Origin of the sequence: Alteromonas naphthalenivorans (assembly GCF_000213655.1) — a bacterium.
Classification (GTDB): Bacteria; Pseudomonadota; Gammaproteobacteria; order Enterobacterales; family Alteromonadaceae; genus Alteromonas; species Alteromonas naphthalenivorans.
Genome location: NC_015554.1, coordinates 3,866,316 through 3,879,974 on the forward strand (window position 1 = coordinate 3,866,316; position 13,659 = coordinate 3,879,974).

General features: G+C 45.7%; 12 protein-coding genes. All 12 read right to left on the reverse strand.

Translation table 11 applies throughout. The features are described 5' to 3' along the window. Nucleotides 1–80 precede the first annotated feature (80 nt). Nucleotides 81–1,523: a metalloprotease TldD gene (gene tldD / locus AMBT_RS16845; RefSeq protein WP_013785848.1), complete on the reverse strand. Its 1,443-nt coding sequence runs from the start codon at nt 1,521–1,523 to the stop codon at nt 81–83. Then, nucleotides 1,516–2,334 carry a carbon-nitrogen hydrolase family protein gene (locus AMBT_RS16850; RefSeq protein WP_013785849.1) on the reverse strand — a complete coding sequence of 273 codons (819 nt, stop codon included), beginning with the start codon at nt 2,332–2,334 and terminating at the stop codon, nt 1,516–1,518. Before AMBT_RS16850 ends, tldD begins: the two co-directional genes overlap by 8 nt. After that, nucleotides 2,327–6,322 (reverse strand): YhdP family protein, encoded by a 3,996-nt coding sequence (locus AMBT_RS16855; RefSeq protein WP_013785850.1) that lies wholly within the window; start codon nt 6,320–6,322, stop codon nt 2,327–2,329. Before AMBT_RS16855 ends, AMBT_RS16850 begins: the two co-directional genes overlap by 8 nt. Before the next feature lie 25 nt (nt 6,323–6,347). After that, the gene (rng, locus tag AMBT_RS16860) at nt 6,348–7,814 is read right to left on the reverse strand and encodes a ribonuclease G (protein WP_013785851.1); all 1,467 of its coding nucleotides are present in this window, start codon (nt 7,812–7,814) and stop codon (nt 6,348–6,350) included. Then, nucleotides 7,814–8,401: a Maf family protein gene (locus AMBT_RS16865; protein ID WP_013785852.1), complete on the reverse strand. Its 588-nt coding sequence runs from the start codon at nt 8,399–8,401 to the stop codon at nt 7,814–7,816. The genes rng and AMBT_RS16865 overlap by 1 nt, the downstream gene beginning before the upstream one ends. Before the next feature lie 17 nt (nt 8,402–8,418). Beyond that, nucleotides 8,419–8,895: a rod shape-determining protein MreD gene (mreD, locus tag AMBT_RS16870; protein ID WP_041453083.1), complete on the reverse strand. Its 477-nt coding sequence runs from the start codon at nt 8,893–8,895 to the stop codon at nt 8,419–8,421. Next, on the reverse strand, nt 8,888–9,805 hold the full coding sequence (gene mreC / locus AMBT_RS16875; RefSeq protein WP_013785854.1) for a rod shape-determining protein MreC: 918 nt from the start codon (nt 9,803–9,805) through the stop codon (nt 8,888–8,890). The genes mreD and mreC overlap by 8 nt, the downstream gene beginning before the upstream one ends. Nucleotides 9,806–9,842: 37 nt before the next feature. Further along, on the reverse strand, nt 9,843–10,886 hold the full coding sequence (locus AMBT_RS16880) for a rod shape-determining protein (protein WP_013785855.1): 1,044 nt from the start codon (nt 10,884–10,886) through the stop codon (nt 9,843–9,845). A gap of 270 nt (nt 10,887–11,156) precedes the next feature. Next, nucleotides 11,157–11,708, reverse strand: a complete 552-nt coding sequence (locus AMBT_RS16885) for a pilus assembly PilX family protein (protein ID WP_013785856.1) — start codon at nt 11,706–11,708, stop codon at nt 11,157–11,159. Then, entirely contained in the window at nt 11,698–12,561 is an 864-nt protein-coding gene (locus tag AMBT_RS16890; protein WP_013785857.1) for a prepilin-type N-terminal cleavage/methylation domain-containing protein, read from the reverse strand. The genes AMBT_RS16885 and AMBT_RS16890 overlap by 11 nt, the downstream gene beginning before the upstream one ends. Continuing rightward, nucleotides 12,561–13,103, reverse strand: coding sequence for a prepilin-type N-terminal cleavage/methylation domain-containing protein (locus tag AMBT_RS16895; RefSeq protein WP_013785858.1), 543 nt, complete (start codon nt 13,101–13,103; stop codon nt 12,561–12,563). The genes AMBT_RS16890 and AMBT_RS16895 overlap by 1 nt, the downstream gene beginning before the upstream one ends. Next, complete coding sequence (locus tag AMBT_RS16900) at nt 13,093–13,650, reverse strand: prepilin-type N-terminal cleavage/methylation domain-containing protein (RefSeq protein WP_013785859.1); 558 nt, start codon at nt 13,648–13,650, stop codon at nt 13,093–13,095. Before AMBT_RS16900 ends, AMBT_RS16895 begins: the two co-directional genes overlap by 11 nt. Between the last annotated feature and the right edge of the window lie 9 nt (nt 13,651–13,659).

The following is a 13,659-nucleotide window of genomic DNA, read 5'->3' on the forward strand; positions in this document are numbered from 1 at the left end:
TAAACAGTCATAAATATTGCAATAAAAAAGGCGCCAACCGGCGCCTTTTCTCGAATTCTCACACTAGCGTAACGCGTAATTTACGCCGTTCCGCCCACAGTCAGCTCGTCTATTTTCAATGTAGGTTGGCCTACGCCAACAGGCACGCTTTGGCCGTCTTTACCACACACGCCAACGCCGTTGTCTAATGCCACATCGTTGCCAATCATGGAAATTTTCTGCATAACTTCAGGGCCATTTCCAATCAAAGTAGCGCCCTTAACTGGTGCGGTAATTTTACCATTTTCAATAAGGTATGCTTCTGCACTAGAAAATACGAATTTACCTGATGTGATATCAACCTGCCCACCGGCAAAGTTAGGCGCGTAAATACCTTTTTCGATAGAGGCGATAATCTCTTTCGGATCGTACTGCCCTTCTAGCATGTAAGTATTGGTCATGCGCGGCATAGGTAAATGCGCATAAGACTCGCGACGACCGTTTCCAGTTGGCGCAACACTCATTAGCTTGGCGTTATGCTTATCTTGCATGTAGCCTTTTAGAATGCCATCTTCAATAAGTACATTGTGCTGTGTTGGTGTACCTTCGTCATCAACCGACAACGAGCCACGACGATCAGCTAATGTGCCATCGTCTACTACTGTTACACCCTTTGCAGCTACTCGCTGACCAATCTTCCCGCTAAAGGTAGATGCACCTTTACGGTTAAAGTCGCCTTCAAGACCATGACCCACCGCTTCGTGTAACAATACACCAGGCCAGCCATTACCCAATACTACCGGCATAGCACCCGCTGGGGATGCCACCGCTTGCATATTAACCCGAGCCATATGCAGGGCGTCGTCGGCTAATTGCTCATAGTAGGGGCGACCGTCTTTATCTGACTCAAAAAAGGAATAGGCGTATCTACCGCCAGCACCCGCACTGCCACGCTCACGACGATCACCGTCTTCAAGCAACACAGAACAATTAAGGCGAACCAAGGGGCGGATATCGGTGGCAAATGTACCATCACTGGCAGCCACTAAAATTTCTTCGTATACACCACTAATGCTCACTACAACCTGATTGGCTGATGGCTCTTGCTGCCTAACATACGCGTCCACGGCTTTTAGCAAAGAGATTTTCTCTGCATCTTGCATAGCGAGAATAGGGTTTTTCTCACCGTAGCGCGCTTGATAGTCGCTACGCCCTAACGATGATACTTTTTGCGAACCGCCATCCGGGGCAATACTGCGCGCAGCGTTGCACGCCTTTACCAAGGCATCTTCGCTGATTTCATCTGAATAGGCGAAACCGGTTTTTTCACCGCTAATGGCGCGAACGCCAACGCCACGTTCAATGTTATAGCTACCTTCTTTTATAATGCCATCTTCGAGCACCCAACTTTCGTGTTGGCTCGACTGAAAATAAAGATCAGCATAATCGGTATCGTGACGATGGATACCCGAAAGGGCTTTTTCTAGCGACGCTACATCTAGTCCAGAGTCAGACAGTAAATGGCGTTCAACAGATTTAGACAAAGTGACTCCTGAATCGGTTATGTTCGGCAACCGGCATATTTTGTTTAATGGCTTGTCGCGTTTCAATATTAACACTGGTTTGAATGACACCAATATTTTGAGGTAGCTCGCTCAAGGTTTCACCCCACGGCGAAACCACTAGGCTGTGACCAAAGGTTTCACGGCCATTTTGGTGCTCACCGGTTTGATTAGCGGCTACTACATAGCATTGTTTCTCAATGGCTCGCGCTTTCACTAACGTGTGCCAGTGCGCTTCACCTGTTCTTTGCGTAAAGGCAGCAGGCAACACTAAAATATCGATATCCCCCATGGCGGTAAACAAGCCTGGAAAGCGCACATCATAACATACCGCTAGCCCAATGTTGCCAATTGGGGTTTTTACCGTAACAACTTCACTGCCTGGGTTTGTAAACTTAGATTCTTTGTAGCTGCCCGTATTGTCATCAACCGACACATCAAAAAGGTGAATTTTACGATAGTCGGCCAATACTGTGCCGTCTGGGCCAAACAATAAACACGCTGCTGAAAACTTTGACGCATCATTGGTAGCCATAGGAAATGTGCCCGAAACAATGTAGCACTCATGGGCTTTGGCTAGCGCCGATAAACGTTGCTGAATCAGCCCTTCATCTTTGACTTCGGCGGCATTGAGTAGCTCGCCATCTTTGGTACCAAAACAGGCAAAGCATTCTGGCAATACCACCAAGCTGTCTTTTGGGACTTGTTCGTTGGCAAGCGCCTGCTCTACATGATTTAAATTGTCTTCTACACTGGGTGTAGATGTCATTTGAACTGCAACTAGATTAACCATCGATAACCTCCATTTTTACTCTGCGTAAATCATCTTCGGTAAGCGGCCGATCTAATGGCGAAGTGCTTTCTGGCGACACATTCGCCGGTAAGCTTATATCTTTACTATGTCGTTCTACTTCTTCGAACTGCGGATTAGTAATGGTACCAGAAACCTTATAGTTCACGTTCGAGATAACTTTAGCAGATGTTAACACTTGATCTAACGCCAGCGCAGCCAATGCGGTTGGAGGCGTAGCTAAAAAGTACACTAAAAAGGGCAAGTTGCCCGTTACATTAGGGGCAAAGGTTATATTGTAATTAAGGCCACCGGTATTTAAATTGGTATACCCTTTAATTTCAATCTCACCTGCACCGCCGTCTATTTCAGTATCGTCGGTAAAGGCGGTACCGTCCGCAATTTGTAGGCTTCCACCCATTTTGTCGTAGAAGAAACCCGTGGCAAATACATCTCTAAAATCTAGGCTTAACTTACGTACTAATGAGTTTAGGCTGAATAATGTGAATATGCGCGACCCTTTATCACTGACCTCAGTGAGATAACCATCAGTGAGGGCCCAATCTACGTCACCACTTAGTTTGTCTAACGAAAAGTCGAATGGAGCGGAAGGCCAACCCAAATCAAATTTAACATCGGCTTCAGAGTCTTTAATACCCGACGTTATTCCTCGTTGCTTTAACATTTGGCCTACATCAGGGGAAGAAAGCGTGCCGTTTAAACGGGTGGTGATGTCGCCGTTTTCATGCTGCCAGTATCCGGTTGCAGTTACATCGGCACTGGAAGAGCGCGTGAGTAATTGTCTTATTTGCAATCCTTGGTCTGTTTTCGCTACATCAAGGGTGACTTCGCCTAAATCGAGACCATGAACACTACACACATTGCAATAAAAGTAGATAGGTGGTACATCTAGCGGGTCAACCTCCACGACTTCAGCTTGCTGCTTAGCAATTTCGATTTCTTCTACCGGTGTCTCGTTTAATTCAGTTTCAGTCGCAGGTTTATCCAGTACTAAGTAATCAGCATTAATATCGATACCTTGGTTATTAATATCGTTATTCACCCTAATAGTTGCTCGCGCTTTTGCCGCATCCACCTGTAGCAGCCAATCTTTGTCTTGTTCTCGAGCGGTTAAAGACACGTTATTCAGTGAGTGCCCCCACCCTGTTAAGGTATCTGCAGTCACAAATATGCGTGATGGCACCCCGAAGATGTTTTGCTTTTGGGCACGGTTTTGTGTGGATAACGTATCGCTATTGATATTCTTATTTGTTATGGCGCTGGTGTTTGTATTAACGGTTAAGCTCGTACTAGCATCGTCCATTTTGCTCGGCATAATCAGCGTCTGCAAGGTAGTGAACCATTCAACAATGTCGGCCTGCTCTAAGTTCGCGGCAATACTAAACCCGGTACCTCTATCACCCACATCTGCGTCGCCTAAGGAAAGAAGTGCTCGAGAAAATTGCATTTCTTTATGGGGCAATACGCCGTCGAAATGAATGTTGTCACCGAGCCTTGCCTCTATATTCGACGCTTGTAGATTACCCTCACTGTTAATTTGTAGTGGCAGACTGGTGCCTTGAACAGTTGCAAACGGCGCTGGCAACAAGCTTTGGGTTGCCGTTAAATCGGCGTTAATTTGGGCATTGTAGGAAAAGTCACTATTAGATAAGCTCAAATTAACATCGGCCTGCCAATGGGTTTCACCGTCTAGGTAATCAATAAGGTCGGTTTTCACATACTTCACTAGCGGGTGAACATGCCACAACCCTTTAAGGTTCACATTAACGTCGTAGCTATCGTTCTGACGCCCCTGGATTGACATTTCCACAGGCTGGCCCAATAAACTCGCAGTTAACCCGTTAGCGTCAATTTCTGCGTTGTCGAAGGTAAGCGTTCCGTTAGCATCATCGAACTGCATACGTGTGCTAGTAATATACACATCATTGTTGTTTAACTGAGCTTCGCCTTGAACACGTATATCTTTGCCTTTAAGCGGTATATCTAATGTTAAGCTTGCGGATAATGGTCCTGAAACTTGCACATCTTTATCGAGCACTTTGCCTAGCGAGCTGGCAATTGAAGACTGTTTCATTAACGAGGTTAACTTTTCCCCTGTTCCAGAGCCGTCTGCTTTAATCGTTAACATTGAAGATGGGTGTAGACGTGGAATTTCTGCCGACATAGCCGCCACATCTATACCTGCTAACGTTCCTTTGTCACTTTCCATGACTAAGCCGGCATTTTCAAAACGTACCGACAAATCAAGTTCATTTAACGCAGGCCATTTTGATGAAAACACAAAGTCGCTATCTTCAATATCGACATAAGCTTGAAAAATGCCGCTGTTGTCGTTAAACGGATAGTTTTTAGGATTACCGTGCCACAATACTTGCGCTTTGCTTATGCTACCTTCGCCAGCGAAGGCACGGGTAAGAAATTTATCGGTATTCACGCCCATCAACGAGGCAGGAAAGAAGTTATTTACGGCGTTTAACGCCAGAGGCTCAATATTGGCAAATATGTCTAGGTTGCCCGTGGTTAAATTGGCACGAAATGCGGGCTCTAACACTAACTGTTCACTGTCGAACACGAGCTCTTTGCCCGTCATCACCCATTGCTTTTCGTCACCTACCGCTAGGGTATGAAAGTACAGGTTGGCGTTGAAGGCATTGATATCCAGATTTTGCTTAATAATATTGTCAGCAGATAAGGTACTGTTTTCACTTTTTAAGTAAACAGCGCCAGACTCTTTATACCAATAAATGTCGGCATCTAGCGAGGTAAGACCTGGGGTTTTGCCGGCTTGCTCCCATGACAAATCAAGAATTTTTGCGGTTAATTCCGGGCGGCGATTTCTAAATTGAAGTTCCAACGTGGCAAGTTGCCCTGTGGGATTTAACGCGCGAATTTCCTCTTCGCTGGTGTCATCCATAAACAAGGGTAGAAGCATCAGAAATGGATTTATCTGAACCGGTTTTACAATGCTGACGACTGCGTCGCCTGCATTTGTTACTTTACCTACGAAATCAGCTTCTATGGTTTCGTTGCCAGAGTCTATCACCAATTGATCTACCCTAACGCTCCACCCATCTTGCGTGGGTGCTGCTTCAATACTGCCACCACGAATACCTGTGACTAGGGTTGAGTATTCTTCTCCGCCCCATTCCAATAAACTTTCTTCAAACTGGGCTTGAACACCCGTAATGCCATTACTTTGTACATCGGCCCATATTTCGAAACTGGCTCGGCTTTCAGTTAAGGGACGTTTGGTTTTGATTAAGTCGCTCACCCAAGGTGAAATATCTAAATCTTCAGCGCGGGCATAAAACACCCCTTCAAAGGCATCTTTGTTGCCAGTCACATCAATAATGAAAGAAGCAGAATTCGACGATACATCGGCCACCTTCATTTGCCCTAAGCCTTGGTGACGTTTACCGCTGTTGTTCCAGGTTAACTGGTCGATGATGAAAGATTGAGTCTCGCCATTTTTAGAGAGGAGCACTTCCCCTTCTTCAAGAGAGAAGCTTTGAAGTTGTTCTAGAAATAAGCTTTTTAATGCATCAACAACAGGAAAGTTGTTATCGCCTGCACGCTCGAACCTATCGGCATCAACATCGAGCTTAAGGCCGCGAAGTTCAAAACGCGTAGATGAGATCATTTGTCGTCTCAAAGACTGCCAAAAATCTAATTCAACATAGACTTGACGAATATTGAGTCCGACAGGAGACGCATCACTTTGCGCCATGGAGACCGAATTCAAGACAATACTCGGCCCAGAGCGTTGCCATACTGCATGCACGCTGTTAATAGTAAGATTTACGCCATAGCGCTGGCTGATATAGTCTTCCAGCAGGTGCTTGTTGTGTTCAATATGCGGCAGCGCATAGCGAGCGGCGCTGATTAACAGCGCGAATAGAACAAGCAGGATGGCAAGCAGCAACCATATTTTTTTAACTAAATAGGCTGCTACCGACGTTAAATTTGTCACACTTCGCCTTCGTATAGTTAATGCATTACATCATGACGACGTCGTACTTATCCTGGTTGTACAAGGTTTCGGTTTGTACTTTAATTTGCTTCGATACAAACACTTCCAGCTCTGCAAGCATATGCGATTCTTCGCCCATTAATGCTTCAACCACTTTAGGGGAAGCATAAACAACAAATTTATCGGCATCATATGCGCGGTTTACCCGAACGATTTCACGCATAATTTCAAAGCAGATGGTTTCAACGGTTTTCACCGTACCTCGGCCCTTACATACGGGGCATTCGCCACACAGTATGTGCTCAATACTTTCACGGGTGCGCTTGCGGGTCATTTCTATGAGCCCTAGCGACGTAAACCCGTGAATATTAATCTTGGCCCTGTCCTTACTTGTCGCCACTTCTAGACTATGTAAGACACGTCTTTTGTGGTCTGGTTCAATCATATCGATAAAGTCGATTAAGATCATACCGCCTAAATTACGTAACCGAAGCTGCCTAGCAATGGCTTGTGTTGCCTCGGTGTTAGTATTAAAGATAGTTTCTTCTAGGTTACGGTGCCCAACAAATGCGCCGGTATTTATATCAATGGTGGTCATGGCTTCGGTTTGATCGATAATCAAATAGCCGCCTGATTTCAAATCGACCCTACGTTCAAGTGCTCGTTGGGTTTCATTTTCAACATCGTGCAAGTCGAATATGGGCCTGTCGCCCGTGTAATATTCCAACTTGCCGTTCATTTCGGGCACGTATTCTTTCGTGAACTGGAACAGCTCCTGAAAAGACAACTTAGAGTCTATTCGAATTCTGTCTAACTCGGTGCCGACAAAATCACGAAGCACACGGCGCGCCAGCGGTAAATCTTCATACAACACATTAGACTTACGCTTTTTCATCCGCGATTGAATTTTGTCCCACAGTCGGCGTAAAAAGGCAGCATCTTGCTGTAATTCGGCTTTACCTACCCCTTCAGCTGCGGTACGTAAAATAAAGCCACCGTTTTCATCGCAGAATTCCTGCACCAGCGTTTTTAAACGCTCTCGCTCGGCTTCTTCTTCAATACGCTGAGATACGCCAACATGGGTAACACTTGGCATAAACACCAAATAGCGACTAGGAATAGTAATATCGGTAGTAAGGCGGGCGCCTTTGGTGCCAATAGGATCTTTCACTACTTGCACAACAATATCTTGACCATCTCGAACAAGCTCACGAATGTCTTGTTTTTGAATGTGACTGGCAGATACTTCCTCTGCTATTTCATTATGAATAACAATATCCGAGGCATGAAGAAAAGCGGCTTTTTCAAGGCCAATATCCACAAATGCGGCTTGCATTCCAGGAAGTACCCGACTCACTTTACCGCGATAGATATTGCCCACTAAGCCACGCTTGGTATGACGCTCTACGTGAATTTCCTGCAATATCCCATTTTCAATGAGAACAACACGAGACTCTGACGGTGTAACATTGATTAGTAGCTCTGCACTCACTACACGGCTCCAAATTCTCTAAGTAACTGCCTTGTTTCATACAAAGGCAACCCAACCACTGCGCTAGCACTGCCATTTATTGCTTTTACAAATTGACCGCCAATACCTTGAATGGCGTAACTGCCTGCTTTGTCAGCAGGTTCACCTGTGTCCAAGTATGCGTCAATTTCATCGTTCGTCAATGCGGCAAAAGTTACCTTGGTGGTAATAGTTTGTGTTACTTGCTTGGTGGTAGACGCCACACTAATGGCCGTCAGTACTTCATGCTCGTTGTTCGATAGCATTGAAAGAATACGTCTAGCGTCTTCTTTATCTTCAGGCTTACCTAAACTAACCCCGTTAAAGGCAATAAGCGTATCAGACGCTAATACACGCGTATTTTCATTAAGTGCATCTTCATCGTGTAACCGTGCAAGTGCTGTTTTCGCTTTTTGCTCAGCGAGTCGAGCTACCTGGGCTTCAGGCGTTTCATTAGCAAGGGCTGATTCATCAATATCCACTGGCTTTACTGAATGGGCAATGCCCATCTGATCTAACAGCATGGTACGACGAGGGGAAGCAGAGGCTAAAACCACTGAGTAATTCACGATAAAAGCCTCACACTTTAACTAATGGAAAACTGACGACGGGTTTTACGAAGTAGCCAAAATACCCAAGGCCATAACAGCATAGAGGTAAGCACGGGCCACAAGTAATCCAATTGGAAATAGATATCAGTAAGTAAGTGCTGTACCCAGAATGTTAGCAAGTGGTACAGCGAAGAAAGCAATCCTATAACAATAGCTTGTTGCCATACCGAGTAATTTCGAAGCCGCTGATAGTTCGCGGCTAAAATATAGATTGAAATGCTTAAGCTTAAACTGTGGATGCCCAAGGTAGTGCCGACTAGTATGTCAACCGCCACACCGGTTAAGAAGGCCACGCCCACATTCACTCTGTGGGGAAGCGCCATGCTCCAGTACGCAAGCACAATCAAAACCCAATCAGGACGGTATAAATCAACCTGAATAGGCAATGGCACAATTTGAAGAACTAGCGCAATCAAAAGCGTAGTGACGATAACCGAATGACGCTTACGAATCATCTTCAGCCTCCTCCTTGCTTACCGTGTTGCTTTCATCTTCTTTATCCGCTTCACTTTCACTATCCACATTACTGTCGATAGGTTTGCCTTCATCAGACCACAAGAGTAACAAATACTTTAACCTGTCTAATTTAGCCATAGGCGTTACGGTTACAATAGAAAATGGACGACTTTCATCCCGTCGTACTTCTTTCACTGTACCTACGGGATAGCCTTCGGGGAAAATTTTTCCTAAGCCGGAGGAAATCAATACATCTCCCGCTTTAATATCAACGCTGTGGGGAACATGCTCTAAATACAGCTCGTTTAGCGCGCCGCTGCCAGTAGCAATAAAGCGGATATCATTACGCTGAGAGCGGACAGGAATAGCATGAGTCACATCAGCCAGTAAAAGTACGCGGCTATTGGTAGTGCCCACTTCCATAACCTGCCCCACTATGCCTTTTTCATCAATAATGGGCTGAGATAAATAAACTCCATCAATGGCGCCTTTGTTGATGACCACCTGCTGGCTATAAGGATTTTTATCAACCGCCATCAGCTCGGCCACCATTTTACGTAAGTCGTTACGTACAGGTGCATCCAGCAAATGTCTTAATTGTTTATTTTCTTGAGACAAGGCATCAAACCGCTGGAGCTTCTCACTCATGAGCAACAGTTGATTCGTGAGCTTGTCGTTTTCTTCGAGAAGATCTTCATGTGAGGTCAAGCGCTGGGCGCTTTCGCTTAGCATTAGCCGAGGTAAATTGGCTAAATATTGAAGGGGGCTCATGAATGAATTTAAATAGACCCGAGTCGATTTAAACCCTTCTACTTTGTGATCCACAAAAATAAGTAACGCTGACAAAACAATTGCCAGCGCTAATCTATTATTCAGTGAGGGACCGCGAGTAAAAATAGTATCCATAATACAAAGAAGGCAACCTTAAGGCTGCCTTTCCTGTTTACTCATAGCTAAACAGGTCGCCACCGTGTAGGTCAATCATATCGAATGCCTTACCACCGCCACGCGCTACACAAGTTAGCGGATCATCTGCAATAACTACTGGAATGCCCGTTTCTTCCATTAGCAAACGATCTAAATCTTTCAGTAATGCGCCACCGCCGGTAAGTACCATGCCGCGTTCTGAAATATCAGACGCGAGTTCTGGTGGAGATTGCTCAAGGGCAACCATAACCGCAGAAACAATACCAGTAAGCGGCTCTTGCAAGGCTTCTAAGATTTCATTGGAGTTCAATGTGAAGCCACGAGGTACACCTTCAGCAAGGTTACGACCACGTACTTCAATTTCACGAACTTCTTCACCTGGGTAAGCTGCACCAATTTCATGCTTGATGCGCTCGGCCGTTGCTTCACCAATAAGTGAACCAAAGTTACGGCGTACATAGTTAATGATAGCTTCGTCGAACTTATCACCGCCGATACGTACCGATGACGAGTACACAACACCGTTTAGTGAAATGATAGCCACTTCGGTTGTACCACCACCAATATCGACCACCATTGAGCCGGTTGCTTCTGATACAGGTAAGCCTGCACCAATAGCGGCGGCCATAGGTTCATCAATCAAATACACTTCACGTGCACCTGCACCTAGCGCAGACTCTTTAATGGCTCGGCGCTCTACTTGGGTAGAGCCACATGGAACGCAAACTAAAACACGAGGGCTAGGGCGAAGGAAATTGTTGTCATGCACTTGTTTAATAAAGTGCTGAAGCATTTTCTCTGTTACATAAAAGTCGGCAATAACGCCGTCTTTCATAGGGCGGATAGCGCGAATGTTACCAGGCGTTCTACCTAGCATTCGTTTGGCTTCTGCACCTACAGCGGCAACGCTTTTAGGTCCAGCAGCACGCTCTTGGCGAATAGCCACTACAGAGGGTTCGTTGAGTACAATACCTTGGTCTTTAACGTAAATCAGCGTGTTAGCTGTTCCGAGGTCGATGGACAGATCATTAGAGAACATGCCTCGAAGCTTTTTAAACATGAAAAGTGTATTCCTGTTTCTGTGTTATCGCGTGTTAGCAAGGGTGAGATGACAGCGCTTTAACGTGAAGTCGATGTTTATCCGCACACTTTAACAATGGGGGCATATTTGGGCAAGCAGAGAACCATTTTTTAAACAATTAGGTGGCGATTAAGTGGAAACCCACTGCGCCTTCTACTCACTTCCAACCAACTTCTTGTTAAGTGGCTATTTTTAAACCAGTAAGAGTAGACAAGCATTTGAACCGGAAGTTTCACATTAATATAATATTTATTGTTCAATCATCATTGAATCGGTCTGTGTATGCGCTGAAATTAACTCACTAGCGGTGCATTGGGCGGTAGAGGCAAAACGATAGAAATAATAGTTTACGCCTGCAATAATCGTAGTGCTTGTTTGACAACTGGCTTGGTAAGCACACCCTTCAAAGCCTCTTACTTGGCCAAACGAAGCGGGGCTATTAATGGTGCCATTACAAGATAATGGGGTGGCACCTGCAGGGTTTGCAGTGGCCTTTATATGCTCCATGCCCGCTTGTGTTGCCAGCTGAGCGCGAAAACCTAGATTATCCGCAGCGACTTTGTTGCCCGTAGAAGAGAGTGACGAGGCTAGGGTTAACCCTAACAGAGCCAGCACTATCATAATAAACAGTGCAGTGACTAACATGCTGCCTCGCTGATGTTTTAGCGAGGCAGTAAAGAACGAACCGCCTAACGTTGCCGTACTAGGATGTGTTTTCTCTACTCTATTTCTATCAGTTCTTGAAAGCGCTTTATGTGCTTTATGTACTAGATATTGTTGGGATAAAGGTTCACGGCTCATTTTCAATTGCCACCTCAGTCGTCAGACTTAATACTTCATCGCCTTTTTGGGCTCGTAGGCGCAACATCACCATATTATTAACCCCACCGTTCACACTACGAACCTGAAAAGGATCATCGTTTGAGGTACCGCTAGCAGGTGAGGCAGATAAAACATTAATGAAGTCCACCCCAAGCCTCGGGCTACTTGCCAAAGCCAAAGGCTGCGATGTGGTAAACCCAGACTCAATCCGGTGAAGTACCGAACCTCTTAAGCAAAAGCTCACCGCTTTTGAGGCAATATAAGCACGGTTAGCTAGTGAGGCTTCTGCAAAGGCATCACTTACCGTAATCTCGAGGGTATCGTCAGTGCTGTCTCTCGTTGCACAATCGCCATCGCCGTCATCGGTACAACTTACTATAGGTTGGCGGTAATCATTAGCGGCGTTATAGACATCTAATACACTAGGTGGTGCAACAATCACAGATGCACTCGCGGTAAAGGGCTGAGTATTATCAAGGGCATCCGCAGGAAATAAGATATCGATAGTATTTTCAGTGGCTGGCTGAACGGAAATCTCACTGTAACCTGTTACCACATCAGCGGGAACGAATTGTAGGCAGTGTTGAGACGATGATCCCCTGACTCTCACACTGGCAGGCACGGCGTTTTGTAGTTCACGAGCCATACGATTTATGGCAAAAGACGTTTGGGCAACGAGCTGCTCTCTTTCACTAACACCAACAAATACAGACATGCTACTGGTAACCACTTTTGCGATCCCTGTGGCTATCACCCCCATAACCACCAGCACGATGACAAGCTCTACTAACGTAAAGCCTCGAGCTTTGTTCATTGGTGTGCTATTTGCCATCAGTAATTCCACCGATAACCGCTAAAGACTATGGTTTCATCGTTAGGGGTAAGTACAGACACGCGAACCAATTTGGTGTTGCCCGTATAGCTACCCACGCCGGCATCATCAATACCGTCAAGGTTATCATCATAAAACACTACTACGTTGAGCTGGTAACCTTGATATAAACTTTGCCCACTTTGCGTGATGGTTTGACCCGCACTGTTTCTAATAACGCTGTAGCCGTGGTAATCATCCACATCATCAAAGGTAGAACGATTTTCTCCACTATCAGGCCCCAAGTTTGCGCTAGTCGTACAGTTAATAGTGTCGCTACATCGTTCACCGGCGTTATGCCCACTGCTATTTTCGTCAAATGCCTTACTCAGTATTTCTCGTTGTAATCCTTGGGCTAAAATATTAGCGCGGGCTTGCGTTACAGGCGCCACGCTTTGTTGCGCTTGCGCGCCAAGTAAATCGGTAACAATAAGCATGACAATACTGGTCACCACTAATCCAATCACGATCTCAAGTAGTGTAAAACCTCGCTCAGCACGCATAAATAAGCCCCTCAGCTTCAATACAGACACCTACTGTTGCTGTTCCCGCAAAGGTCACTCTGCAAATATCTGATGCACAACTGCCGGTGGCGGTTATTGGCCGACCAAGGTAATCGAAGTCAATATAGGAAGGCGAAGCAACACCTTCTGAAAAGGTGATAGATACCCCTTTAGCACCAATTTCATCACCCCGCGCCGCTAAAAATGTGGGCGCATTGGCGGCAATACTTGCGCCACAGCTGGCTGATTGATTTGCACTCCCGTAGTTAACAACAGTAGGGCCGTAAGCACCGTCACCAGACGAACTCACAATAGTGCGATAACAATAGCCTGCGCGGTTATCTTGCATGGCTTTGCCTTGAATATTTCGTAAGGTAGAGAGAAGACGTATTTGAAGGGAGTATTCAGTGTAGCCGGTATCATCTTGTATTCGCGCAGAAGCGACCACGCCTATAATACCAATAACGACGATGACAATAATAAGCTCAAGGAGCGTAAAGCCAGCGCCTCGGGCCTGACGCTGGCCAGGAACGAAATGCCTGGCCATGTGCTAGGT

Coding starts and splice junctions, on each gene's coding strand:
- AMBT_RS16850 (WP_013785849.1), bottom strand. CDS start 2,334: ATGGTTAATCTAGTTGCAGTTCAAATGACATCTACACCCAGTGTAGAA.
- mreC (WP_013785854.1), bottom strand. CDS start 9,805: ATGGATACTATTTTTACTCGCGGTCCCTCACTGAATAATAGATTAGCG.
- AMBT_RS16880 (WP_013785855.1), bottom strand. CDS start 10,886: ATGTTTAAAAAGCTTCGAGGCATGTTCTCTAATGATCTGTCCATCGAC.
- AMBT_RS16885 (WP_013785856.1), bottom strand. CDS start 11,708: ATGAGCCGTGAACCTTTATCCCAACAATATCTAGTACATAAAGCACAT.
- AMBT_RS16890 (WP_013785857.1), bottom strand. CDS start 12,561: ATGGCAAATAGCACACCAATGAACAAAGCTCGAGGCTTTACGTTAGTA.
- AMBT_RS16895 (WP_013785858.1), bottom strand. CDS start 13,103: ATGCGTGCTGAGCGAGGTTTTACACTACTTGAGATCGTGATTGGATTA.
- AMBT_RS16900 (WP_013785859.1), bottom strand. CDS start 13,650: ATGGCCAGGCATTTCGTTCCTGGCCAGCGTCAGGCCCGAGGCGCTGGC.